The organism is Vibrio sp. SCSIO 43009 (assembly GCF_023716525.1).
Taxonomy (GTDB): domain Bacteria; phylum Pseudomonadota; class Gammaproteobacteria; order Enterobacterales; family Vibrionaceae; genus Vibrio; species Vibrio alginolyticus.
The window spans coordinates 1,292,566-1,317,888 of the sequence record NZ_CP071842.1; the positions used below are offsets into that span (position 1 = coordinate 1,292,566).

General features: G+C 43.7%; 22 protein-coding genes. 12 read left to right on the forward strand and 10 right to left on the reverse strand.

All coding sequences use genetic code 11. The features are described from left to right. The first annotated feature begins 223 nt into the window (after positions 1 to 223). The 6 genes from J4N43_RS06055 (at position 224) to J4N43_RS06080 (ending at position 6,226) form a co-directional block, all read left to right on the forward strand. Complete coding sequence (locus J4N43_RS06055; RefSeq protein ID WP_005376863.1) at positions 224 to 628, forward strand: hypothetical protein; 405 nt, start codon at positions 224 to 226, stop codon at positions 626 to 628. A 414-nt stretch (positions 629 to 1,042) separates the two neighbouring features. Next, positions 1,043 to 2,134 carry a TRAP transporter substrate-binding protein gene (locus J4N43_RS06060; RefSeq protein ID WP_017636112.1) on the forward strand — a complete coding sequence of 364 codons (1,092 nt, stop codon included), beginning with the start codon at positions 1,043 to 1,045 and terminating at the stop codon, positions 2,132 to 2,134. Between the two features lie 115 nt (positions 2,135 to 2,249). Further along, positions 2,250 to 2,789, forward strand: coding sequence for a TRAP transporter small permease subunit (locus J4N43_RS06065; protein ID WP_005376869.1), 540 nt, complete (start codon positions 2,250 to 2,252; stop codon positions 2,787 to 2,789). Positions 2,790 to 2,801: 12 nt separating this feature from the next. Then, positions 2,802 to 4,088, forward strand: coding sequence for a TRAP transporter large permease (locus J4N43_RS06070; protein ID WP_005376871.1), 1,287 nt, complete (start codon positions 2,802 to 2,804; stop codon positions 4,086 to 4,088). A 151-nt stretch (positions 4,089 to 4,239) separates the two neighbouring features. Continuing rightward, a complete protein-coding gene (locus tag J4N43_RS06075) occupies positions 4,240 to 5,595 on the forward strand; it encodes a cache domain-containing protein (RefSeq protein WP_005376873.1) in 1,356 nt (451 codons plus the stop codon). After that, positions 5,588 to 6,226 (forward strand): response regulator, encoded by a 639-nt coding sequence (locus J4N43_RS06080; protein WP_017636110.1) that lies wholly within the window; start codon positions 5,588 to 5,590, stop codon positions 6,224 to 6,226. Before J4N43_RS06075 ends, J4N43_RS06080 begins: the two co-directional genes overlap by 8 nt. Positions 6,227 to 6,266: 40 nt before the next feature. On the opposite strand, the gene J4N43_RS06085 is transcribed toward J4N43_RS06080, so the two are convergent. After that, positions 6,267 to 6,743 (reverse strand): MarR family winged helix-turn-helix transcriptional regulator, encoded by a 477-nt coding sequence (locus tag J4N43_RS06085; RefSeq protein WP_005376877.1) that lies wholly within the window; start codon positions 6,741 to 6,743, stop codon positions 6,267 to 6,269. A 387-nt stretch (positions 6,744 to 7,130) separates the two neighbouring features. Between J4N43_RS06085 and J4N43_RS06090 the strand changes: the two genes are divergently transcribed. Then, positions 7,131 to 8,702, forward strand: coding sequence for a BCCT family transporter (locus J4N43_RS06090; protein WP_005376879.1), 1,572 nt, complete (start codon positions 7,131 to 7,133; stop codon positions 8,700 to 8,702). 231 nt (positions 8,703 to 8,933) lie between these two features. Further along, a complete protein-coding gene (locus tag J4N43_RS06095) occupies positions 8,934 to 10,817 on the forward strand; it encodes a methyl-accepting chemotaxis protein (protein WP_005376880.1) in 1,884 nt (627 codons plus the stop codon). Between the two features lie 70 nt (positions 10,818 to 10,887). On the opposite strand, the gene J4N43_RS06100 is transcribed toward J4N43_RS06095, so the two are convergent. Together J4N43_RS06100 and J4N43_RS06105 are read right to left on the reverse strand one after the other, a co-directional pair. Further along, positions 10,888 to 11,607, reverse strand: a complete 720-nt coding sequence (locus J4N43_RS06100; protein WP_005376881.1) for a 3'-5' exonuclease — start codon at positions 11,605 to 11,607, stop codon at positions 10,888 to 10,890. Between the two features lie 8 nt (positions 11,608 to 11,615). Then, positions 11,616 to 13,505 carry a DUF294 nucleotidyltransferase-like domain-containing protein gene (locus J4N43_RS06105; protein WP_017636107.1) on the reverse strand — a complete coding sequence of 630 codons (1,890 nt, stop codon included), beginning with the start codon at positions 13,503 to 13,505 and terminating at the stop codon, positions 11,616 to 11,618. Positions 13,506 to 13,819: 314 nt separating this feature from the next. On the opposite strand from J4N43_RS06105, the gene J4N43_RS06110 reads away from it, so the two are divergent. Continuing rightward, entirely contained in the window at positions 13,820 to 14,461 is a 642-nt protein-coding gene (locus tag J4N43_RS06110; RefSeq protein WP_025767291.1) for an outer membrane beta-barrel protein, read from the forward strand. Positions 14,462 to 14,550: 89 nt separating this feature from the next. Here the strand turns inward: J4N43_RS06110 and J4N43_RS06115 are convergent, their stop codons facing one another. The 3 genes from J4N43_RS06115 to J4N43_RS06125 form a co-directional block, all read right to left on the reverse strand. Beyond that, positions 14,551 to 15,741, reverse strand: a complete 1,191-nt coding sequence (locus J4N43_RS06115; protein ID WP_017636105.1) for an amino acid aminotransferase — start codon at positions 15,739 to 15,741, stop codon at positions 14,551 to 14,553. Between the two features lie 332 nt (positions 15,742 to 16,073). Next, positions 16,074 to 16,373, reverse strand: coding sequence for a hypothetical protein (locus J4N43_RS06120; protein WP_005376885.1), 300 nt, complete (start codon positions 16,371 to 16,373; stop codon positions 16,074 to 16,076). A 245-nt stretch (positions 16,374 to 16,618) separates the two neighbouring features. After that, on the reverse strand, positions 16,619 to 16,849 hold the full coding sequence (locus J4N43_RS06125; RefSeq protein ID WP_017636104.1) for a hypothetical protein: 231 nt from the start codon (positions 16,847 to 16,849) through the stop codon (positions 16,619 to 16,621). 259 nt (positions 16,850 to 17,108) lie between these two features. Here J4N43_RS06125 and J4N43_RS06130 point away from each other — a divergent pair, with 259 nt between their 5' ends. After that, on the forward strand, positions 17,109 to 18,500 hold the full coding sequence (locus J4N43_RS06130; RefSeq protein ID WP_158159701.1) for an aminotransferase-like domain-containing protein: 1,392 nt from the start codon (positions 17,109 to 17,111) through the stop codon (positions 18,498 to 18,500). A gap of 98 nt (positions 18,501 to 18,598) precedes the next feature. Beyond that, positions 18,599 to 18,823: a hypothetical protein gene (locus J4N43_RS06135; protein WP_017636102.1), complete on the forward strand. Its 225-nt coding sequence runs from the start codon at positions 18,599 to 18,601 to the stop codon at positions 18,821 to 18,823. A gap of 91 nt (positions 18,824 to 18,914) precedes the next feature. Here the strand turns inward: J4N43_RS06135 and asnS are convergent, their stop codons facing one another. Continuing rightward, positions 18,915 to 20,315 (reverse strand): asparagine--tRNA ligase, encoded by a 1,401-nt coding sequence (gene asnS / locus J4N43_RS06140; RefSeq protein ID WP_017636101.1) that lies wholly within the window; start codon positions 20,313 to 20,315, stop codon positions 18,915 to 18,917. 189 nt (positions 20,316 to 20,504) lie between these two features. Then, complete coding sequence (locus J4N43_RS06145; protein ID WP_054729078.1) at positions 20,505 to 22,130, reverse strand: methyl-accepting chemotaxis protein; 1,626 nt, start codon at positions 22,128 to 22,130, stop codon at positions 20,505 to 20,507. A gap of 293 nt (positions 22,131 to 22,423) precedes the next feature. Here J4N43_RS06145 and queD point away from each other — a divergent pair, with 293 nt between their 5' ends. Next, positions 22,424 to 22,786 carry a 6-carboxytetrahydropterin synthase QueD gene (gene queD / locus J4N43_RS06150; RefSeq protein ID WP_005376896.1) on the forward strand — a complete coding sequence of 121 codons (363 nt, stop codon included), beginning with the start codon at positions 22,424 to 22,426 and terminating at the stop codon, positions 22,784 to 22,786. Between the two features lie 88 nt (positions 22,787 to 22,874). On the opposite strand, the gene J4N43_RS06155 is transcribed toward queD, so the two are convergent. After that, positions 22,875 to 23,342, reverse strand: coding sequence for a GNAT family N-acetyltransferase (locus J4N43_RS06155; protein WP_062730528.1), 468 nt, complete (start codon positions 23,340 to 23,342; stop codon positions 22,875 to 22,877). 94 nt (positions 23,343 to 23,436) lie between these two features. Next, positions 23,437 to 25,152, reverse strand: a complete 1,716-nt coding sequence (tpdA, locus tag J4N43_RS06160; protein ID WP_062730529.1) for a cyclic di-GMP phosphodiesterase TpdA — start codon at positions 25,150 to 25,152, stop codon at positions 23,437 to 23,439. Positions 25,153 to 25,323: the final 171 nt, after the last annotated feature.

A 25,323-nucleotide genomic window follows, 5' to 3' on the forward strand; every position in this document is an offset into this window, starting at 1 on the left:
TGCATTGATTTGCATTTAAAATAAAACAAACCTCTGTTTTTATACCCAGTATTCAATAAATCCGTTCATAAAATATCTGATTAAATAGTAGACGTTCTATGCTTTGAGCGCATTTTTCATCGCGTTTCGCCGCTAAAACCTACAAATTGCTTGTGAATTTTGGTATAAAACGCGCTTCAAATTTTCATCCCTGCTGAGATGCAGTGAACTGGAGAAATATTCAATGAGACTTGCTCATAAGCGTAAAGTGCAGATGAAACTGCAAAAACGCATTAAAGCGACAGTAGCAAACTTAGCTGCAGCACCTAAAGCAGTGAAGCCTGTTGCGGAAAAAGCAGTAGCACCCTCTGTTGCTGAAAAAGCTGTTGCGGAGAAAGTAGTAGCTGATAAAAAAGTAGCTGCAGTGAAAACAGTTGATGTTGCCCTTACTCCTAAGCAACAACAAGTATTAGACATCGTTATGGCGAATGCTGAAGGTATTAACCCTAAAGGCATCGGTCTAGCTGCAGGTCAAGAAGATACTAAAGCGGCATCATGGGCTACTGGCGCACTAAAGAAGCTTCTTGAAGAAAACCTAGTTCAAAAAGAGCAGTTAGCAGGTAACAAAGTTATCTACAAAGCAGTTTAATTACCGCTACCGTTCTGGATTGAATACCTCGGCCGATGCCGAGGTATTTTTTTATCTTGGTATTGGAAATAATGCATTAAGTACTGACTTTAACACTACCAATAAGTGGTTTGTCACATTTTCTTAAATACTATGTAAATTTTTTGGCAGAAAAATACGTACGTATTGTCTTTTATTTTTATTCATAGATAAAAATATAATTTATTGATTTTGCTATTAACAGTCTTTTGTCATGACGATTGTCCTACGTACTTGTACGTAATACCTTAGGCTAATGCCTTATTGATGAATTACTCGCTTCCGTGTTCATGCCCATTTCGCATTAGACAACATTGTTACATCTTTTATACCGAATACAGCCAATCCTAATGAAATGGATGACAACAATAACCTTGGTGATAAAGGACGTGAACGATGAGTCTAATCCAAAAATCTTTAAAACGAGTGCTCAAAACAACCGCTGTCGCTGCCGCGATGGCACTCGCAGCGACTTCTGTAAACGCTGCTGAAAAAGTCTATCGTTTAAAGCTTGCTGAAACTTGGGGGCCTAATTTCCCAATTTTTGGTGATACCACAAAAAACATGGCCAAAATGGCGGAAGAGATGTCCAACGGACGTTTGCAAATCCGCATTGATTCCGCAAACAAGCATAAAGCGCCTTTTGGGGTGTTTGATATGGTTAAGTCGGGTCAGTATGACATGGGTCACTCAGCGTCTTATTACTGGAAGGGTAAGGTTCCAAACACACTTTACTTCACTTCTATGCCCTTCGGTATGTTGCCAACTGAGCAGTATGCATGGTTTTACTACGGCGGTGGTATGGAGCTGATGGAAAAAGTGTACTCTCCACATAACTTGATGTCTTTCCCTGGCGGTAATACCGATACTCAGATGGGCGGGTGGTTCCAAAAAGAGATCAAGTCCGTCGAGGACTTACAGGGTTTGAAAATGCGTATCCCAGGGTTTGCTGGTGAGATTTTGGCCGAGTTAGGTGCCAAGCCAACGAATATCGCCCCTGGTGAGCTATATACTTCTCTAGAGCGTCGCACAATTGATGCCTTGGAATGGGTTGGTCCATCGCTGGATCTACGTATGGGCTTCCACAAAATCGCGCCTTACTACTACACAGGTTGGCATGAGCCAGCGACTGAGCTTCAGTTCCTCGTTAACAAGCGTACCTGGAACCGTCTACCTGATGATCTAAAAGCGATTTTGCAAGTAGCCATGAAAACGGCCGCTTACGATATGTACACGCAATCGAAACACGAAAGCGGCAAAAACTGGGCATCTATTAAGTCTGAATACCCAAATGTTGAAGTAAAAGATTTCCCACCTGAAGTAGTAGCTGCGTTGCGAGAAGCAAACGATCGTTTGTTGAAAGAACATGCAGAAAAAGATGCTTTGGCGAAAGAGATTCAAGAGTCGCAAGCGAACTATATGAATCAAGTTCGACCATGGTCAGATATTTCGCACCGAGCGTACTTAAACAGTCAAGCTCAACAATAACGTTATGAAGCAGGCGATGCCGAGAGGTTTAGCCTGCTATCGAAGCCCAAGAAAACTTCATAATGAATGCTCCGCACCATAGCGGAGCGCATCTAAACGTTCCACGGAGTTCGGAATGAGAAGTCTTATTTATATTGAGCGATTATTTAACCGCTTTAGCGATTTTCTCGGATGGTTATCCAGCATCCTGTTTATTTTGTTGTTAGCAAACGTTGTGTACGACGTTGTCATGCGTTACGTGTTTAATGATGTGTCTATCGCATTCCAAGAAATGGAATGGCATCTATTCTCTGCCGTGTTCTTGCTTGGTGTGCCTTACGCAATTAAGTCCGGTGGCCATGTTCGCGTCGACATTTTTTATGAACGCTTATCTTACAAAGCACAATCCATCATCGACATCATAGGCACACTATTTTTCTTATTCCCTTTTTGCCTACTGGTCGCTTGGTTTGGTATTGATTTCGCCAAGGAAAGTTACGCGTTAGGCGAGACGTCTGGTGACCCAGGTGGCTTACCATATCGTTGGATTATCAAAGCGATGATTCCGCTGTCATTTTTCTTTATGGCGGTGAGTGGTATTGGATTGTTACTTCATTCAATCAACAAAATTGTCAACCCTCATCTCATCTATGCCGGTAATAACGGTAAGTCGTAAAAGGAAGTCATTATGATCGGTATAGTGATGTTTTTTGTTGCGCTCTTTGCGCTTCTATTGGGATTTCCCGTTGCCTTTACTTTTGGTGGTATCGCGCTGATTTTTGGTGTTTGGGCTGAAGGCATCGAGATGTTTGCTTTTATGCCATATCGAATTCAATCCATTATGGAAAATACGGTGCTAATGGCCGTACCGCTGTTCGTTTTTATGGGGCTAGTGCTACAGAAAACGAAGCTTGCTGAACAGCTACTAGAATCAATGGGGCGTTTGTTCGGTGGCGTTCGCGGTGGTATCGCTATTTCTACCGTGTTAGTTGGCGCATTGCTTGCAGCTTCAACGGGGGTGGTAGGCGCATCAGTTGTTGCGATGGGCTTAATATCTCTTCCTGTGATGCTCAAGTACAATTACGACAAAGGTTTAGCGTGTGGGACTATTTGTGCGTCTGGCACGTTGGGCCAAATTATCCCACCTTCTATCGTGTTGATCTTGTTGGGTGATGTACTTGGCGTACCGGTAGGGGACCTATTTCAAGCTGCGATCTGGCCCGGTATTACACTTGTTGGCGCCTATGTGATCTACATTCTCATCTACGCGAAGTTGAACCCTCAAGCCGCACAGGCGATAGAGCGTGATGAGTCGATCAGTCGTAAACAAGAAGTGCTCACCGCACTGAAAGCTGTATTGCCACCTTTAGCATTGATCATTGTGGTATTGGGCTCCATCTTTGCAGGGATTGCAACACCAACAGAGTCAGCGGCACTGGGTGGTGCAGGTGCGATTATTTTATCGCTATTGTATAAGCAGTTTAGTTGGTCGATGATTTATGATGCATCAAAAGAGACAGTTAAAGTAACCGCAATGGTCTTTGCGATCTTACTTGGTGCGACCGCCTTTTCAATGGCATTTACCTACACTGGTGGTGATTATTTAGTTGAAGAGTGGATGTTAGAACTGCCGGGTGAAAAGTGGGGATTCCTTATTATTACCATGGTGGTGATTCTGATTTTAGGTTTCTTTATCGACTTCGTTGAAATCTGTTTTATCATCGTGCCAATTATTGCGCCAGTCGCTGAATTGATGGGCATTAATATGACGTGGTTTGCGATTCTTATTGCGATGAACTTGCAGACGTCGTTCCTCACACCGCCATTTGGCTTTAGTTTGTTCTATCTAAAAGGTGTCGCTCCAGCAGGGGTTACTACGCGTGATATCTACAAAGGTGTGATGCCATTCATCGCGATTCAGATTGTTGTGTTGGCGTCTTTGCTGTTTTTCCCAGGTTTTTACGGTATGAGTTAATCACTCGATAATAAAGAGATTTTGTGAACTGAGAGTTTTTACCTTTTGAGACAAGTTGTTAAGCTGTTAATTATGTCTATGCAGACACAATCGATTCGTTTGTACTGCTAAGATAGTAAGCTGTAAAGGCAGCGTTTCATGGAGGGAAGGGATGCCTCTCAAAGCAAAGTTAATTCTGCTGACACTGATACCCGTGGTATTGGTGTCAGCGAGTATCAGCTGGATCTCTATCTATCAAACCAAGACCCTTGGCAAAAGGGAGGTAGAGATCTTTCATCAAAACCTGATCCAATCAAAAGAAGCGGCGCTGAAAGATACGGTCGACGTCGCTTTTGACTCCATTTCTTACATCTACAACGATCCGACTTTAGAAGAGAGTGTTGCCAAAACGCGTGTGAAAGCGATTTTAAATCGTTTGAGTTATGGGTCGGACGGCTATTTTTTTGCTTATGATAAATATGGTACCAACCTTGTACACCCAGTTCTTCCGGAGCTTGTCGGGGAAAACTTACTCTATCTTGAAGACGAAAATGGCGATCGCTTAATCGAAGCTTTATTGTATCAAGCGCAATCTGGTGGTGGATTTCATCAGTACCTGTGGCAAAAGCCATCTACGGGTGAAGTTGTCCCTAAGCTTAGTTACGCTGCATGGCTCGATAAGTGGGAATGGATGATAGGGACTGGGCTGTATATTGAGGATGTAAGCCGAGAAGTCGCCAATATGCGCGCGGCGGTGAACAAAAATATCGAAACGACATTTTTCTCAGTCGTCGTGATCTTAGCGGTGACCGTTGCTGTAATCATTGTTCTCACTTTGGCGATCAATCTGCACGAGCATCGCCTCGCTGATAAGAACCTGAAAGAACTGGCACATAAAACCGTGATGTTCCAAGAAGATGAGAAAAAGCATTTAGCGCGAGAACTGCACGATGGAATCAATCAGTTGTTAGTCTCCAGTAAATGTCATTTAGACTTAATGAGTCATAGACTGGAAGACGAAAAACTCAAATCCCACTTAGATAAATCACAACGATCGCTCGTTACCGCGATAAACGAGGTGCGGCATATTTCTCATCAGCTCCGTCCAAGCGCCCTCGATGATATCGGTTTAGAAGCAGCACTGACGACCTTGCTACAGGACTTTCATTCCCATTCCGGGATTGATATCGAGAGCAATTTCGATACTCAGCAGCATAAACTGACTTCGGAAGTCGCAACGACACTATATCGCGTCGCTCAGGAGTCTTTGAATAACATTGAAAAACATGCGCGAGCGAAAAAAGTAACGGTTACTTTGCAAAAAATGGGCAATATGCTGCAATTACTCATACGTGACGATGGGGTTGGATTTGTGGTTAACCATGCAGTGCACCAACAAGGGATTGGGTTAAGGAACATGCAAGAGCGTGTAGAGTTCATCGGTGGTGAATTTGAGCTAATGAGTGAGCTTGGCTTGGGAACAGAGATTACTGTGCTGCTTAATTTGGATGAAATAGTTTATGGATAAACCGATTAGTGTAGTGATTGTCGATGATCATCAAGTGGTATTGGATGGCTTCATGGCTCGTTTGGAGTTAGAGTCTGACATCGAAGTGGTGGGTACAGCAAGTAATGGCTTGGAAGCGATAGAGGTCGCAAAACACTTGCAACCGGACGTCATATTGATGGATATCAGCATGCCAATAATGAACGGTATTGAAGCGACTGGTGTAATTAAAGAAGCGCGCCCAGAGAGCAAAATACTTATGTTGACCATGCACGATAATCGCGAATACATCATGAAGGTCATGCAAGCTGGTGCCGTAGGATATATGCTCAAGGAAATCTCGGCCGAGAAAATGGTGCAAGCAATAAAAACGGTGAACCAAGGCTCGACGTATTTCTGTGAATCCGTCACACAAACACTCTTTACCCAAGAAGTGGTGCCTGCCACGCAAAAAACGAATCCTCTCAGCCGCAGGGAAGAAGCGGTACTTAAATTAGTTGCTCAAGGAAACAGCAGCAAGAAAATCGCCACTTTACTCAATATTAGTTATCGAACGGTAGAGACGCATCGCCATAACATTAAGCACAAGTTAGACTTACATTCGACGGCAGAGTTAGCAAAATATGCGTTTGAAACTGGGTTGACTGAGTAGGAGAGTAGTGCCCGCAAAAAGCGAGCACGTGGGAGCGAAACTAATCGGCTTTGGTAATGCTACCAAGCTCTAGCATTGGAGCAACATCGATGTCCTCTGCATTCATCATCGTCGAGATGCGTTGAACGGAAGATAGTAGAAGGGATTGCTCCCATTCTTCCAATTTTTGGAATCGATTAATGAAGTGCTCTTGCAGCGGCGTTGGTGCTTGTTTTAAGGCTTCTTGGCCCTTGCTCGTAAGTACAGCATGCACTTTACGCTTGTCTTGAACACTGCGCTGACGCTCAACAAACTGGCCTCGTTCTAGTCTATCTAGAATGGTCGTTGCGGTCGCTTGGCTCATGTTAGTGTGGCTAGACAACTGTTTAATCGTCACGTTATCTAAGTCATTGATAGCGCGCATCAAAATCAACTGTGGAGCAGTCAATCCAGACTCTTTGCTCAGCTTTTTAGAATGTAAATCAATAGCGCGGATGATCTGACGAATCGAGACCAATACTTCTTCGTACTTTTCCAATTTATTCATCCAGTCTGTAGGGAACATTTATCGAGGCGACACTAACTTAAATGCGCCCTTATTTAAAGGGGGGAAATCAAAAATTACCTCTACAATTTTACGCCGTGTCCTCAATACCATTTTGTCGCGCCTTTTCGACAAAATAAGAAGAGCTAAAATTATTATAGCAATAAATGTTTGTGGTCTAACTATTGTGGTAGTGATTTGTTCTATCAAAGGCCGTAACCACACAGTGAAAAGTAAGTTATTGGATTTTTTAATAGCAAAAAGATAGACAAAAACGTGTCAAATGATAGGATCTTGCGCCTTCACGGAATGCAAAACGTATCGTGTTCGAAAGATTTTTTTGTTTGGTACGTAAAAACACTACAAAAATAGAGAGGAACGATGACAAAGGGTATAGATAAGTACAGTATCGATAGTACCGACTATACGGTAGGTCAGGACAACGTTCAAAAATGGGGTTTTGATGTTCATAACCCAGTTTTTGGTATTAGTGCAGGTTTAATTGCGCTGTTTCTTGTCGCTGCATTAGTTCTAGATGCACATACCGCAAAGACGGCACTTGATGGGCTGAAGTGGAAAATTATTGGTTCATTCGATTGGTTGTTCATTATTGCAGGTAACATTTTCGTTATTTTCTGTTTGGCGCTTATCGTCTCACCAATGGGTAAGATCCGACTAGGTGGTAAAGACGCTGTTGCCGATTACTCGTTTATGTCATGGCTTGCAATGCTATTTGCAGCTGGTATGGGTATCGGTTTAATGTTCTGGAGTGTTGCAGAACCTGTCGCTTACTTCACCGGTTGGTATGAAACGCCACTTGGTGTTGAGGCAAATACACCAGAAGCCGCGAGATTGGCACTGGGTGCAACGATGTTCCACTGGGGCCTTCACCCATGGGCAATTTACGGTGTTGTAGCACTTTCTTTAGCATTCTTTGCCTACAACAAAGGTTTACCGCTATCTATGCGTTCGATCTTCTACCCACTTCTGGGTGATCGTGCATGGGGTTGGGCTGGCCACATTGTGGACATTCTGGCTGTGCTTGCGACTTTATTTGGTCTTGCTACATCCCTAGGTCTAGGTGCGCAGCAAGCAGCAAGTGGTATTCATCACGTATTTGGTGTTGAGCCAGGCCTAGGTCTGCAAATCGTCGTTATTACCGTGGTGACTTTACTTGCTGTTGTTTCAGTCGTACGCGGCATCGATGGTGGTGTTAAAGTCATTAGTAACATCAACATGGTTGTGGCGTTCTTGCTACTTCTCCTTGTTGGTCTTATCGGTTGGGCGGCGAGCCTAGGTTCGATTCCAACCACACTTATGGCATATGTAGAGAATATCATCCCACTAAGTAACCCGTTTGGTCGTACGGACGAAGCTTGGTTCCAAGGCTGGACAGTGTTCTACTGGGCTTGGTGGATTTCATGGTCGCCATTCGTAGGCATGTTCATCGCGCGTGTTTCTCGTGGCCGTACCGTTCGCGAGTTCATCACAGCAGTTCTGCTGGTTCCAACTGCGGTTACCGTTGTTTGGATGTCTGTATTTGGTGGCCTTGCGATCGAGCAAGTTGTTGATAAAGTAGGTGAGCTGGGCACAAATGGCTTGACTGACGTATCACTTGCTATGTTCCAAATGTTTGATGTTCTTCCATTTGGTAGCATGCTTTCTATCATCGCTGTTGTGCTGGTACTTGTGTTCTTCATTACGTCTTCTGACTCTGGTTCACTTGTTATCGACAGTATCACGGCAGGTGGTAAAGTCGATGCACCTGTACTTCAACGTGTCTTCTGGGCATTCATGGAAGGTGCAATTGCGGTTGCTCTGCTATGGATTGGTGGCTCCGAGGCTGTTCAAGCTCTTCAGGCCGGTGCCATTTCTACAGCACTGCCATTTACCTTCATTCTGCTTGCAATGTGTGTGAGCTTATTGATGGGTATGCGAACTGAGCGTCAGTAATTCGGCATTTTATAAAACCGTCTGACTAACAATTAATCAAAAGGCCAGCAATTTGCTGGCTTTTTTTGTGCGGTTTTTATGACGCTTGAGACAAAAAAATGACACATGAAAGTTCATATTTTACAAAGAGTTAATGTGCTATTTTGTTTTTTAAAAATTAGTGAATAGTCGTAAAAAAGTGTGTAATATTCATGCACCTTAACTGTTCTCCCAACTCAAAAAACTATAAATATGAAATTATCATTAAAACAAAAGCTTATAGGCGCAAGCCTTTCTGCTGTTGTTGTGATGGCAACAGCACTTACTTGGTTGTCGGCTGGTCAATTATTTGATCAGACTCGTTCAGGTGTCTATTCACGTGCGCAAAGTCTTAGTACTACTGCGTCAGAGGGAATTTCTGATTGGGTCAATATCCGTAAAGATATTGCCACTGCGTTCAACGACTACTCGACCGAGCAAGACGTTGTTCCTTTCCTACAACAAGCTCGCAAGGCTGGTGGCTTCGATGACATCTTCCTTGGTACACCAAACGGTGATATGTACCGCTCTCATCCGGAGCGTAACCGTGCTGATTATGACCCTCGCACACGTCCTTGGTACAAGGATGCTGATGCCGCGGGTAAGCAAATCATCACAGCCGCATATCAAGACGCAATCACGAATGCACTACTTGTGACCATTGCTGAGCCAGTAATGAAAAATGGTCAGTTTGTTGGTGTTGTTGGTGCGGACGTACTGATCGATCAGCTTATCAGCGATGTGATTAACTTAGATGCAGGTGAAAACGCGCATGCGATGCTAATCGACATGAATGAAGGCACCTTCTTAGCGCATCCAGATAAAAGCTTGACGCTTAAGCCTATCACCAGTGTTCTAAAAGATTTTTCAGAAGAGGCAATTGAGCGTGCCGCCGATGAAGGTCGTATCGAAGATACGGTAATCAAAGGAAAAGAGAAGCTTTACTACTTCAATAAAGTTCCTGGTACGCATTGGATGTTTGCGATTGAAATGGATCGCGCAACAGAAGAAGCAGGTCATGCGGTATTGCTACGAGATCTATTGTTCACTGCTGTGGCGATCACGATTGTGGTTATTCTTGCAGTTTCTTGGCTAGTTGGTTTCTTGTTCCGTGACTTGAACCGCGTATCAAATGCACTGGAAGAAATTGCATCTGGCGAAGGTGACTTAACGCAACGCCTAGAGCCACGCAGTGATGATGAAGTAGGTAAACTGGCGGAAAACTTCAACCGTTTTGTTGGCAACATGCACACAATGGTTACTAAGCTTAGCCACGTATCTTCTGCGCTTTCAGAGCAAGCTCGCACGACAGCACAGCAAGCTGAGGAGCGTAGTCAGCGTATCTCTTACCAGCAAGATGAAATCAACATGGTGGCGACGGCTGTGAACGAAATGGCAGCAGCGACACAAGAAATTGCAGGTAATGCTGATAGCACGGCAAGTAATTCAGAAGAAGCGGTTCAAGCTTGTTCACATGGTTCAAGCCAAGTAACTCAAACGCAAGGCTCTATTCAGAACTTAGCGCAAGAAGTTCAAGTTGCTACTGATGTGATTCAAGAGCTAGAAGCACACGGAAATAGCATCAATACGATTCTATCAACGATTCAAGGCATTGCAGAGCAAACGAACCTACTTGCACTGAACGCGGCGATCGAAGCGGCACGTGCAGGTGAGCAAGGCCGTGGTTTTGCTGTGGTTGCAGATGAAGTCCGCGTATTGAGCCAACGTACTCATGCTTCAACGCAAGAGATTCAAGAAACTATCGAGATGCTACAAGGCACAACAGCCAAGGCGGTCGGTATTATGGGTGACAGTCGTCGTCTAGCTGATACCAGTGTTGATGATGCCAATGCGGCTGCAGCGAGCTTGACGCAAATCCACACTGCTGTTGAGCGTATCAGTGATATGGCAACGCAGATTGCTTCAGCAGCAGAAGAGCAAGCATCGGTAACCACTGAGATCACTCGTAACACTGAAGGTATTCGTGATGTGTCTAACGAGCTGTCAGTCGAAGCTCATCAAGCAGCAGAACAAGCTGCTCACCTGTCTGAGCTATCACACGAACTTGAACAAGAGATTCAACGCTTTAAGCTGTAATCTTGTCTCAACCTAAGTAAAAAAGGAGCCATCTGGCTCCTTTTTTGATCGCTATTAAGCGTGAAGTATATTACAGCCAGAACTCACTGATGGGTTGCTCTTCACTGTAATGATGGGCGATTTGCGCTTGCAGTAGCTCTGCGGTAGCAATTGCATCGGTTAATGCATGGTGAGGCGTATAGTCTGGCAGCCCATAACGGCGTCGAGATTGCGCTAGCCGAACCGATTCTGGTTTTTTCCCTTTTAAACGCTCCCAGAGAGAGCCTGAACGTTTCTGTTGAATCGTTTCTTCAAGGTGCAGCGTATCTAAAACAGGAAACTCAATACCTTCCCCTAAACGGCTTTTGAGCGCTTTATCCAGAAACTCTCTCTCGATACGACGGTAATGAACAACAATGATTTTCCCGCTTAAGCATGGTAGCAGCTCGCTTAAGATATCGCCTAAGTCAGGTGCATCGATCAATTCGCTGTGAGTAATACCGTGTATAATGACTGAATCTTCATCGAGTGCACGCTGTGGACGTACCTTCCAATGACGCGAGTTACGTAGGAAAATTCGCTTCAGGTTAAACGGCACCAAACCAATAGTAATGATGTCATGTTTTTCAGGATTCAAACCCGTCGTTTCGAAATCTAACGCCACGAACTCCACCTCAGATAACGGTGTTTCTGGAGCAGGCGGCTTGTTGCTATAAAACGCAATTAAATTCTCATCCTTCGCCATCTCCAGCTTTTGTTCAAACTTCGTTGGCCACTGAATGGTTGGCTTCTGAAAGAGCTTTTTAATCATGCTAAACCTCACTTAAAGCTCTTGTTCGCTTGGTAGCGGAACTTAAGGAAATTTTGACCATTGCTTAGGATCTGGAATGCATCCTTTAGGTTGCGACGTTCAAACTCAGAGAGGTTTTCTGGTTCGATATTGTTATCAGGATCAATGCCTAGTTCCACATCCGTCGCTTGGTGACGAATACGCACCATGGAAATAAACTCTAACGCGTCTTTTAAGTCTTGTGCTCGACCTTTTGGCAAAATGCCAGCGTCAATGATGTCGTCGAGACGCTCAAACGAGTTCTGTGCACGTGAGCCAACTGCCAGAGAGTGAACACGAATTAAGTCGACCAGAGGAGCAGTACCGCGACGTTTGAGGTTGATGGAGTTGTTGTGTCTGCCATCTTTTTCCATCACGAAGTCTTTAAAGAAGCCTAGAGGTGGTGTTCTGTTTAGTGCGTTACGAGCCAAACACGCTAAGAAGCGGTTGTTCTTTCGAGCGCGACGAACAATAAAGCTAGTTAACTGTTCTGCCCATTTTAAGCGGCCATAGACACCATCCAAGTCGAAAAAGATGGAGGCGTTGAGTAGTGCTTTCGGGTTCGGGTTATCAATCCAGTCAGCAAAACACTCTTCCCACTCTGAACGAGTCATGCGCCATAGTGGGTTGGTTGCCATAATATCACCTGTGCAATATTTGTAGCCACAGGCATCTAACCCATCGCTGACGTATTTTGCTAGGGCTTCGAAGTATTTACCATGTTTCTCTTCTTGATAGGTCTCATCTAGAATGATGGCGTTATCTTGGTCAGTCACCAACAGTTGCTCATCTCGCCCCATTGAGCCAAGTGCAAGGAAACAATAAGGAATTGGCGGTGGGCCAAGCTCTTCTTCTGCCATTTCTAGCAGACGCTGTTTGAAGCTTCGGCCAATGACCGACATCGCGCTACCCACCATGTGAGAGTTGGCATCTTCATTGACCAGACGCACGAAGCTGCTTTTCACTTCTTCGGCAACAACGGCTAAATCTTCGATAGTCTGTTGTTGGAAAATACTACTCACCAACAACAACGAATTCTGAGATTCATAACGAACAATGTCGGTTGTTTCGATAATACCGATTGGTAATTGGTTTTTTACCACTGGTAGGTGATGTACGTTGTAACGCAGCATCGTTAACATTGCTTCATAGATGTAAGCGTTGTGGTCAAGAGACATGACCTCCGTGGTCATCACACTGGACACATCGTCCTGTGGGGACAAACCTTCAGCTAACACACGGGTACACAAGTCACGGTCAGTAATGATACCAAGTACTGGGGACTGTGGATCGTCTTCGTCACGAACGAAATCTGGGTCGACGATAAGTAAAGCCGATACGTTGTCATTCGCCATTTGCTGCGCGGCTTGCTGGATTGTCTGACCACGATCAATCGTATGAGCATCGCCAGTCAGCAAGGTTTTCACTTTCGACGTCGTCAGGTCATTGGCGTCTTTGTTTTCTGAAATGGCTTGGCGTAAACGAGCGCTATTTTCAACTTCAACAAAATCCGCAAAGGAATCAAAGTTATCGTAAATTTCTTGGAAAATGTCACCAGGAATACAGTAGAGCAGGGTATCCTCAATGGCTTTTACCGGAAAGCGGACTTTGTTATTGGTGAGCATGCCCATCTGGCCAAATAGGTCACCTTCGTCAAGGCGATTATACAGCTCACCTTTGCGTCGATAAACTTCAACAACACCGCTTCGCACCACGTATAAATCTTGGATATAGTCTCCAAAATGGATGATGGGGGTATCTTCTCGGTAGTACGAGATTTCGACACTCTCTGTCACCTTGTTTAGTGTTTCTTCAGGGAGTTCATTGAACGGGGGATACTTGGCGAGAAAGTTGTAAATCTCGAGAAGTTCTGCATCCATCGAAGGCGCCTTTTAGTTCGCAAATAATAAAGTAATCTTAACTTAGTTTTAAAACAGAGTCTTATCTGAACCGCGATTTTCGTGCTCAGTCATAAGATTCTGACATATCGCACGATAAGGGAGCTTCATTTTTACTACTATATGGTCACCTCAATTGAAAAAGACGTCGTCGATATGTTTTCTTCGTGATGACTGATTAGATCTTTGGCTGTTTCAGATCGTTATCACGTCTTTAGATTAAGCTATTCTTCTTGAGCCAAGTAGCTCAGGCGATGGAATACAGTGTTTAGATAATTCTCATGAAAGGAAGTCGAATGGTGAGAAATTTATTGCTTGTTTCTTTAGCTGCTTTGCCGGCGATATCAAGCGCAGCGGTCATGGACCAAGCAGAAAAATTTGGGTACGAACACATTCATTTGGATGTTGGTGCCGGAACGACAAACGAAGAATGGTTAGATAACTCTAATGCGACCACAGTTGGACTCGGTGGTAACTATTTGTTTACTGAGAACTGGTTGTTTAATGTTGATTACTCAGCGCAGTTTTTCCATCCGGATGATTTTACTCTTCGCATTGACCGCCTTTTGTTTGGTGGTGGTTACCGTTATGGAGTTACAGAGCAATTCGATATCTACGGGATATATGGAATAGGCGCAATCAAAGCGAAAGCGACGGACGACAAAACGGATAATACGTTGTCTTCCGATAGCGAATTGATTCAAGCTGTAACTGTTGGGGTGAATTACTTGCTCAGTGAAAAGCTTATTGCGACAGCTGAAGTGGAGTTGAACCGTAGTGATATCGTTGATGAGAACAATTTTAAGATCGGTTTTAACTACCAATGGCATAAAGTCATCGGCACTGGTCTTTTTTATCAGTTTAGAGATACTGATTACAGCGGTGAAAGCTCAGATTACGTCAATGAAGTTGGGCTGAGTTTGAAGTTTGTCTACTAGATCGGACGGGTTCGTTTTTGGCGTTAAGTTAAAACAAAAAAGGTCAGCTTATGCTGACCTTTCCTTTTAATAAAGTATGCGACAGTCGATTATAAAACCGCTGCAATGCCTTTACACAGAGGGCCCATATTTGACTTCGTCATACCAGCAACACTGATTCGGCCAGAACCGACAATGTAAATACCGAACTCTTCTTTAAGGCGGTTAACTTGCTCTTTAGAAAGACCAGAGAAAGAGAACATACCATTTTGACGTTCGATGAAACTAAAGTCTGCGTCCACACCCTCTGCTTTTAGTGTCGCTACAAATAGTTCACGCATTTCTTGAATACGGTCACGCATTTCTGCTACTTCAGCTTCCCATTCCGCACGCATTTCGGCGTTGCCAAGAATGTGAGTCACGACAGCGCTGCCGTGTGCAGGTGGGTTAGAGTAGATAGAGCGAATAATGGCTTTAACTTGAGAAAATGCGGTTGTTGCGACTTCTTCTGACTCTGCTACTAACGTGAAGGCACCTACGCGTTCATTGTATAGGCCAAAGTTTTTCGAGAAAGAGCTCGCGACTAGGATTTCTTTGTTGTATTTAGCAAAAGTACGAAGACCTGCAGCATCTTCTTCCACACCTTTAGCAAAGCCTTGATAGGCGAAGTCGAACAGAGGAAGCAACTTCTTCTCTGCGACAAGTTTCGCCAATGTTTCCCATTCTTCAGCTGTAGGATCGATCCCTGTAGGGTTGTGACAGCAGCCGTGTAGAAGCACGATGTCGCCTTCAGATGCAGATTGCAGATCATTTAGCATCGCATCGAAGTCTTTGTCTTTTGTTTCAGCATTGTAGTAGCTGTATTGTGCCGTTTCGATACCAGCAGCAGTAAATACGCCGTTGTGGTTCGCCCATGTAGGGTTGCTGATCCAGATCTTTACATCGCCTAGTTGACGTTTAATGAACTCGCCGGCAACACGTAGTGCACCAGTACCACCCGGAGCTTGAGCTGTTTTAGCACGTTTTTCGTTTACAATTTCTGCATCAGAGCCGAAAAGCAATTTTTGCACTGCAATGCCGTACTCTGCTGTGCCTTCGATGGTTAGGTAAGATTTGGTTTTTTCAGTTTCAACAAGTGCTGCTTCAGCTTTCTTTACTGTCGCAAGAACGGGAGTTTCGCCTTGCTCGTTTTTGTAAATACCTACGCCAAGGTTAATTTTGTCTGCGCGAGCATCTTTTTTAAACTCTTCAGTAAGGCCAAGAATAGGGTCAGCCGGAGCGGCAACTACTTTTTCAAACATAATCTTCATCCATGTTAATCGAAGGGGTGTGCTAACATTTATACCTTTCAGCAATATTGGTTACAACCGTTACTGAAAAGAAAACCTAAAAAAGTTGCGATTTGAAACAGAATTCTAACATAACTAAAGTTTTTGCCATGAAAACGTTTGGTAGGCACAGAGTTTGAAGGGCATTTATGCCATGGTTGGAGAAGTTTTGCACACATCCCAATCGTTTCAATTCAGTGCTTTGCGTTAACGCGTTTATAGTTGTCTAGTGAGGATTTGTTGAGACAAAAACGCCCCACCAAAGGTGGAGCGTTTACTGTTAGAAGTATGGATATCGGTTGGGGTTATTTCTTCAGATTGATTTCCGACTCAACCGCATTGGTTTCGATGTCAGGGTTAGAAGAAAGCTTTTCAGTCGCCCAGTCATTCATATGCTTTAAGATCGCTTTTAACGCGTGCTTTTCGGTTGGTACTTCTGTCTTTTCAACTTCAAGTTTTTGCTTCGGATGCGTACCCGTCGCATCTTCTGCAACGTGTAACCAATCTGGATGCCAGTAATAAGGTTGGCCGGAAGGAGAGCTCCAAGAATGTACGCCGTTGGATTCACCTTTGTATTTAATATCTTCTTCGTTGTATTTCGCCATTATTGTTTTCTCTCATAATCCATGAGTTGAGGTGTGCATCACCATTACTATTTAAATGTAACAGATGTAATGAAAATTAATGTGATAACAATCGACTTATTTTGCCCTTTGAACGCTATAGAAGATGCGTACTTCTCATTCAGAAGAATTTACTATTTGGCAGGTTTTAGCTTTATTTGTGTTTAAAGCATACAACGATGGATTCGCCTACCTAATGCTATTCATGAACGGTGATAGAGCCTAAACTACTCGTCATTCAAGTGTTTGAGAATCGCCGCTTTTGCATGCTCTTCTGTCGCTGTTTCTCCATCAGGGACTTCAAGGTCAGCCTTTTTGTGTTCACCCAAAGCATCTTCAGCGATATGCAGCCAATCAGGATGCCAATAATAAGGGGTGGTACTGCCAGGATGGTCCCAACTATGTACACCTTTATGTTTTCCGCGATACGAGAGATCGTCCATTGTAAAAACTTTCATCGCTTCCTCCTGATTTAAAGACCGTAGCTCGAAGTGAGTTTAACGAACTCAGTCCAACGTAAAACCTTGGCTTTTAGATATTGCAAAGATGTGAGGCAATATGTGTGTAACAGTCAAAGTATGGGATATAAACGCTCACTTCGTGGCTGAAATATCTATTGATAAGCTTGATAAATTACGTTGCTAAATTGAATACTCCCATATCAGAATGCTGGCGCGAAGTATGCTATGGTGCGGCTGTAAGTGAAATGAGGGAAACATGAACCGATACCGTCAACTGGCTGAGCTGTTCAAAACGCAGATTCAGCAAAATACATGGAGAGCAGGGGAAAAGCTGCCATCAGTGCGTGTAACAAGCCGAAACCATTCTGTCAGCGCAGGTACGGTATTACAAGCTTATCAGCTGCTCGAAGCACAAGGTTGGGTCGCAGCGAAACCTCAGTCTGGATACTTTGTGACTGCGGAGTTGGACCGCTTCGAACCGAGTTCTCCAGCCACTTCCGTTTATCGCTCTAGCATCAACGATGAACTTTACGACTACCTCAAAAATCAGGCCTCACCGAATGCGGTGAAGTTTGGCTCCGCGTTTCCAGACCCAGCATTGTTCCCATTAGAAGCGCTAAACCGCAACCTAGCCAGCTCAGGCAGGAAGATGGGGGCAGAGACGTTATTGGATAACTTGCCGCCGGGCTGTGAGTCTCTACGCCGTTTGATTGCTCAACGGTACATCCAACAAGGTATGGTGTTTACCCATGATGATATTGTCGTTACTTCTGGCGCATTAGAAGCGTTGAATTTGAGCCTTCAGGCCGTGACCCAGCCTGGAGATACTGTTGTAGTTGAATCACCGACGTTTTATGGCGCACTTCAAGCGATTGAACGTTTAGGTCTAAAGGCGATAGAAATAACGGTGGATCCGTTAACTGGACATTCAGTGGATCAAATTGAAGCGACTTTTGCCGACAATGATGTTCGCGCATGTTGGTTAATGACTAACTTTCACAATCCAACAGGAACCTTATTAAGTGACGGGCAGAAGCAACGTATCGTCGAACTGGCTGATAAATACGATGTGTACTTGATCGAAGATGATGTGTATTCAGAGCTTTATTTTTCTGAAAAAAAGCCAAGCTCACTTAAAGCTTTTGATACACAAGAGCGCGTGTTGCATTGTGGATCATTTTCAAAAAGCCTTTGCCCTGGCTATAGGCTGGGCTGGGTGGTAAACAAACGCTTCAATGAGCAACTTCAAAAGCTGCAACTTATCTCGACGTTGTCAGGCAGCGCGCCAATCCAGCAGGGTATCGCGCATTACTTGCAAAACGATAGTTATGATAGCCATCTTAGAAAACTGCGAAAGAATCTTGAGCAGCGGCAATTGGCGTTTATTGAACTGGTTGATAAGTACTTTCCCCAATCGATTCGTTACACGCAACCGGAAGGCGGCTATTTTCTTTGGATAGAACTGCCGAAAACAAAGTGCGGAAAAGCGATTTATCAGAAGTTATTGGAAGCGAGCATCACTGTAGCATTTGGTCAGTTGTTTTCTATCGCTCCAAATTATGAGAACTACCTGAGGCTTAATACATCGTTACCTGTAAATGATGAATTAGAACAAGCCGTGAAGACGGTCGGAGAATTACTTCATTAGCCAACTGTTTACCTGTTTTTTGCTCAAACTGTATCAGTGGACGATACCGAAGCTGTGTTTCAATCATGGGCAGACAACCATTTAGGTTAGGAGCCGTAATGAAAAAGCAGTTGGTAAAGCATGAACTTAGGTTGATGGGTGTTGCTATTTTTAGCGCATTTTTGTTGGTGTTTGCACACTTGATATTGGCGAAATCTTTCTCTCATATGGTTTGGACGGAATACACTGCTGCCGTTATCCCATTTGTGATGTTTGGCTTGTGTGTGGTTGGAGTAAAATACGCAGCGCGAGCAGATGAGGATGACGACGAAAATAACAACTAGAGTGTATACATCGGTTGCTAGAAAATCATTCGTACAAAATAAAAGACCTCCACATGGGAGGTCTTTTTAATTCAATATCACTAAAAAGTGATTAGAAGTTCGCAGAGCGAGGAGTACGTGGGAATGGGATCACGTCACGAACGTTGCCCATACCAGTTACGTAAGATACTAGGCGCTCGAAGCCTAGACCGAAGCCTGCGTGTGGCACTGTACCGTATTTACGTAGGTCGCGGTACCAGCTCATATGTTCAGGATCGATACCCACTTCACGCATACGCGCATCTAGAATGTCTAGGCGCTCTTCACGCTGAGAACCACCGATGATTTCGCCGATGCCCGGTGCTAGAACGTCCATCGCTGCAACTGTTTTACCGTCATCGTTAGCACGCATGTAGAATGCTTTAATGTCTTTCGGGTAGTTCTTAACGATTACAGGTGCTTTGAAGTGTTCTTCAGCAAGGAAACGCTCGTGCTCAGAAGACATATCGATACCCCATTCAACTGGGAATTCGAACTCACGACCTGAATCAAGAAGGATCTGGATTGCGTCAGTGTAGTCAACTTGCGCGAAGTCAGAAGAAACGAACTGCTCTAGACGAGTGATTGCTTCTTTGTCGATGCGTTGAGCGAAGAACTCAAGGTCATCGCGACACTCTGCAAGGACTGCTTTAAACACGTACTTGAGCATGTCTTCAGCCAGTTTCGCTACATCATCCAGTTCTGCGAACGCAACTTCAGGCTCAACCATCCAGAATTCTGCTAGGTGGCGGCTTGTGTTTGAGTTTTCAGCTCGGAAAGTAGGGCCGAAAGTGTAAACTTTGCTTAGCGCACAAGCGTAAGCTTCTGCGTTTAGCTGACCAGATACGGTTAGGAACGTCTCTTTACCGAAGAAGTCTTCGTTGTAGTCCACTTTACCAGCGTCAGTGCGAGGAAGGTTTTCCATGTCTAGCGTAGATACGCGGAACATTTCACCAGCGCCTTCAGCATCTGAAGCCGTGATCAACGGCGCAGATACCCAGAAGTAACCTTGCTCGTGGTAGAAGCGGTGGATTGCTTGAGATAGGCAGTTACGTACACGTGCTACTGCACCGATTACGTTTGTGCGCGGACGTAGGTGCGCAACTTCACGTAGGTACTCGATTGAGTGACGAGTTTTTGCCATTGGGTAAGTTTCAGCATCTTCAACCCAACCAACCACTTTAACGTCAGTGGCAGCAAGTTCGAAGTCTTGACCCTTTGCAGGAGATTCAACAATCTTACCAGTTACTTCAACAGAGCAGCCAGTCGTTAGCTTTAATACTTCGTCTTCGTAATTATTAAGATTATTTGGGACCACGGCCTGAATCGGGTCGAAACAAGAGCCGTCATATATGGCAAGGAAAGAGATTCCAGCTTTGGAATCACGACGTGAACGGATCCAGCCACGAACAGTCACTTCGCTGTCTACTGCTAGCTGACCTTTCAATACGTCTGATACAGGCGCGTAAGTCATGTTTTCAATATTCTCCATTGAGGTAAAAATTCAACTCAACGCTTACTTAAAGTACTTGTCTAATAACATTTTTGTTCAAAAAACAAGCTAAGCGCTGAGTTGGGTAGCATTTTACAGATTCAACGAGACATATTACCTGTCAATTCGCTCGCATCAACCTTTATATTCGTTTTGATGGGGAGAATCTCTCTATTTATTCACTCTTTTGTGCTCTGAAAGTGTGAATTGGTTTAGTAATTGCTCTAAACGTTCGGATAGATGCTCTAAATCAACACTAATATCACGCGTGTGCGATGCTGATTGCGATGTGTCGTTAGCATGCAGTGTGATCACATCTATTTTAGATTGAATATGCTGACTTACATCAGATGTGGTTTGCGTCTGGTTTTGGATATCTTCTGCATGTCTGAGCACTTGGCGCATTTCGTCAACAACGTTATGCATTGTGGCTGATAGTGCCTCGACATCGACAGAGCGTTGATGAGCAAACTGGCAGACGGTATCAACAGAAGTTAATGACTCTTCACTTCCTTGCTGGAATTGAGAAATGATATGTTCAATATTACCAGTGGCTTCAGCCGTCCTAGAAGCCAGGTTACGCACTTCTTCCGCGACGACCGCAAAACCGCGTCCTTGCTCTCCGGCACGGGCGGCTTCGATAGCAGCATTCAACGCGAGCAGATTGGTTTGTTCTGCAATACCCTTAATAACCACAAGAATGGACGACACTTCTTCGGTTCTTTGATTTAGAGAGCTGATTTTTTCCCGTACGGTATCAATGTTACTTACTAGTTGTTTGATGTCTTCACTGACGTTGTGTGCTTGGCTTGCACTATGAGTGGCGACATCAACGGTGTGATTGACCAAAACAGTAGCGTTGTTAGTCGAGTCCTCAACCGCAGTTTGTTGCTGCAACATATCGGTGATATTACTTTGTACTTCGTTGGTCTCTAGCTGTTGGTTATTGGCCGCTTTATCTGTGGACTGCGCGACAGCAGTTAGTTTACTCGCGGAGTCGGCAAGTGAGTGAGAGGTGTCTTGCACACGTTCTAAGCTTTCGGAGACCGTATCCATGAATGAATTGATTGCTGTAGAAAGTTGGCCCACTTCATCCTGTTGGTGATGCATAAGTCGTTGAGATAGATCTTTGCTATGGCTCACATTCGACATGAATTTCGACGTTCTTTGAATTGGTCGTACAATGATTTTTTGAATCAAACTCATCGTTATGATGAAGCCCACAAATGCGATTACGGCCATTATTCCCATCGCAAACATTGCCTGTTTACTGATCATTGAATTGACATGATTCATGTTGTATTCCAAGCGAATCGCGCCCAACACTTCTCCTGCTGGTGCAACGTGGCAAGAAACGCAGTTGGTGCCACGGTAATTTTCGCTCGATTTCATTGGTAGCGCGACTACTAACCCTTTGCCCCAATCGGCTGAGATTGGTTCAATCACCAGTTCACCATTCAACGCTCGTTGATCAATATCATCGACAGGCTGCTGGTTTTGTTGCCCAGGTCCGTAAAGTTTGGTCACAGCGTCAGCTCGCAACACGCGAACTGCTTCAATGCCTTCTTGGGCCAGGGCCTTTTGACGTAAGGTTTCTTTTTGCGACATGGTGCCCGTAAGCATCATCATATTTAGGCTGTCGAAATAATTACTAGCCTTATCATGGAGTTGTTCACTAAGAACATCATTGATTAAGGTTTTTTGTTGATGGTATTGGTAAGCTGTAGAGGCAGCTAGAACGCAGCTGAAGACAGCAATTAACGCCAGTAAGAGCTTAAAAGTGATAGTTGAGCGCATAAATTTATAAGTGTAATTGGAACGAACTGCACAATATTAATGTGCACAAATGCGCACTGCGAACAACGAAATGAATGATTGTGACCCCACACATGTTGGGGATATGTAATTGTGATGTGAGTGCTGTGTAATCAAATGTTTGGCGCGTGACAGAAATACGGCGCTTTGGTGTGAGTGATAGCAAAGAGGCCAGGAACCAGCGGAAGTTTTTGCTACGCTTGTATGGGGTAACGCTTGTCTCTTGGCAGCGAATTCCTTAGTATTGCCTGTCTTTTTAAAGCCTGAGAATCAAGATGAAAACAGAATTATACAAAGAGTTTATGTTCGAAGCAGCACACCATTTGCCACACGTACCAGAAGGTCACAAGTGTGGTCGTTTGCACGGACACTCTTTCCTTGTTCGTCTTTATGTAGAAGGTGAAGTTGATCCACATACAGGTTGGGTAGTGGATTTTGCAGAGATCAAAGCTGCATTTAAACCAATTTACAATCGCTTAGACCATTACTACCTAAACGACATTGAAGGGTTAGAGAACCCGACTAGCGAAGTGTTAGCAAAATGGATTTGGCAGCAGCTCAAGCCAAGCTTACCACTGCTAAGTAAAGTAGAAATCAAAGAAACGTGCACAGCGGGTTGTATTTACAAAGGCGAATAAGTCACTTTCTATTGAGCATTAAACAAGGCAAGCGAGAAGCTTGCCTTTGTTGTATCTGAATGGCCCAATTTTGATTATGCTTCACCAGCTAGCTTAATGGGTGTCGTAGAATCCATTCTTTTTCATTATCACCTAATGTTGTTTCCTCTGTATTAATGAATCCGCACGCATCAAAAAAACTGATAGCGTATTGCTGACTTTGTGGAACAGTGGCGCAAAGAGGGGTGCTTTTAGGGTTAATGGTATACGCATAAAGGAAGAGTTTACGCAATGCCTCACTCCCAACCCCTTGACGTTGGAAATGTTGATCAATCATCAAGTATTTAAGCTCCAGTTCGTATCGTTTAGCAAACGGCGCATGTTGGGAGAAACCTTTATCGATAACAAGATAGCCTACTAATAGGTCATCAGAATAAATCGTAAAGAACGCCTCTGACTTACTACGTTTTTGATAAGCCATTTCAAACGGTGTAAAAAATCCTTTTTGCTCTTCTTGCACATCCAATTGCATCAAACTTGAAAAATCTTTCAGTTTGGTGGGTTTAATCGCAATCATCGCTCAATCACAAATTGGCGGCATACCGTTATGCCACCACGAGTTTTTATAGAGTATTAAATCTATTTTAAGTAACTAACCGAGTGAAGAAAAGCTAGCAATGAAGAGAGTAATAATAACCTTGGTGAATATAGGCGCCCAATGTTGTGAGTAAGTGAGCACTGTCTGCCGTTTCTACGCCTTCAACAATGACCGTGCAGCGATACGTATTGCCCATAGCAATTAACTGACGCAAGGTTTCTATCTTTTTATCATCAGATTTTAGGCCAATAACAAATTCTCGGTCGATTTTGAGGTAGTCCGGATTCAGCTTGCTGATAAGCGCCACGTTATTATTGCCGGTGCCAAAGTCATCAATACTGATTTTACAATCCAGAGCTTTTAGTTTTGCGACATTGCCATAAATCTCAGAGGTATAGTACATCGATGCATTTTCTGTGATTTCGATTGTCAGCAAACGGCAATCCCGATTAGATAGCTCTCTATATAGGATTGAAAAGTTACGCCCTCGCAGCAAAGAAGGACAAACGTTAATGCTGATAGGGATGGGCAACGCTTTTTGTTTGGTGTAGATCGAATCAATCACCAGTAAGGTATGAGTTAGCAGCAATCCATTGCGGATCAGTGTTTCAATAAACCGTTGCGTATTTTTTACCTTAAACCGGGAGAGGGCTTCGTAGTGCACAATCTTTTGTGCCGAAGTGTTATAAATCGGTTCCAGTTTTATTTTGAATTGTCGAATTGCGCACAAGTAAGCCATAAAGGCTTGTAGGGAGCGGTGACGCAGTATAATGAGAAAAAGTAAGCTCAGTAGAATGATACTTTGAAACGGTCCAGAGATGTAATACACCTCTTTATAGCCACTATTCTTTACGTGATAATTGAAAAAGCGTTCATTGGTGTTACCAATCTCTAACGACGTTCCGGTATTCGTTGATAGCTTCATACCGGAAAGAAAAAAACGTGAAATATGATTTTCAACATTGTCGGATAAGTTAATGTTTTTAACACGAACCAAAACAGTTGCGTTATTTAAGTCAAATGATTGGGTCGTATAATTGTTATTGTTACTCCACTCTTCAAAGGTTTTTTTGCTGACAGGGACAACGGTTTCTGGAGTGACTAAGCATCGAATATTGAAACGATCTAGCATCATGCTCGATTCCACCAACTTCACATTATCAAATAGTGACTTCAGTTCGCTTTCATTAGCAAAGCAACTCCTGCGGGAAAGGCTCTCTGCAATTTCGAAGGCGTTATCCAGATAATTATGTTTAACGATGCTGTTTATCGCGTAGTAACAGATAGCAAAGAAAATGATCGCAGTGATCAACACAACCCACATCGCTTCTGAATAGATCTTTTTATTACGCAGGCAAATACGAAGTGCTTTTCGAAGACTATTGGTTGTGTATTGATTGATCTTCTGTTGATGTTCGATGCCATTCTGGTGGTTGTTTTGCATAGTAAAAGGGATGAAGTATCCGGTCCGGTGAATGTTTTCGATAATGTTTTTGTTAGTGGTTAAGTGTTCTTCCGTGAGCTTGCGAAATTTCTTTCTTAGAGCGGCCACCGCGTTTTTAAAGCCATTTTCAGGCAGTGTCATTTTGTATTGTTGAGTGATTTTGCTTTCTATTAACCGCTGACTAATCGGCGTATTTAAACTGCCGTATGTGGCGATAGTTGACAGAATGGCGTACTCATTTGGGTTGACAGGAATGGAGTGGTGGAGTGACTGATTGAGCTCTAGAGATATTTCGTTTTCGGACAAGCAAACGCAGATTTGGTTTCCAATTTCAAACCTAATCATGTGTTGATGTGCTCCAAGTTTAATTTTTGGCTACGTTATCAATAAAGCTAGGGAAGAGATGTGATTTTTTACTGAGATATCCATAATATTTGGATATATTCAACGTTTTAGGTTTTTTTTACTTGTCCTGATAACGCATTTTCCTGGGTTTTTTAGGTATAAAAAAACCCG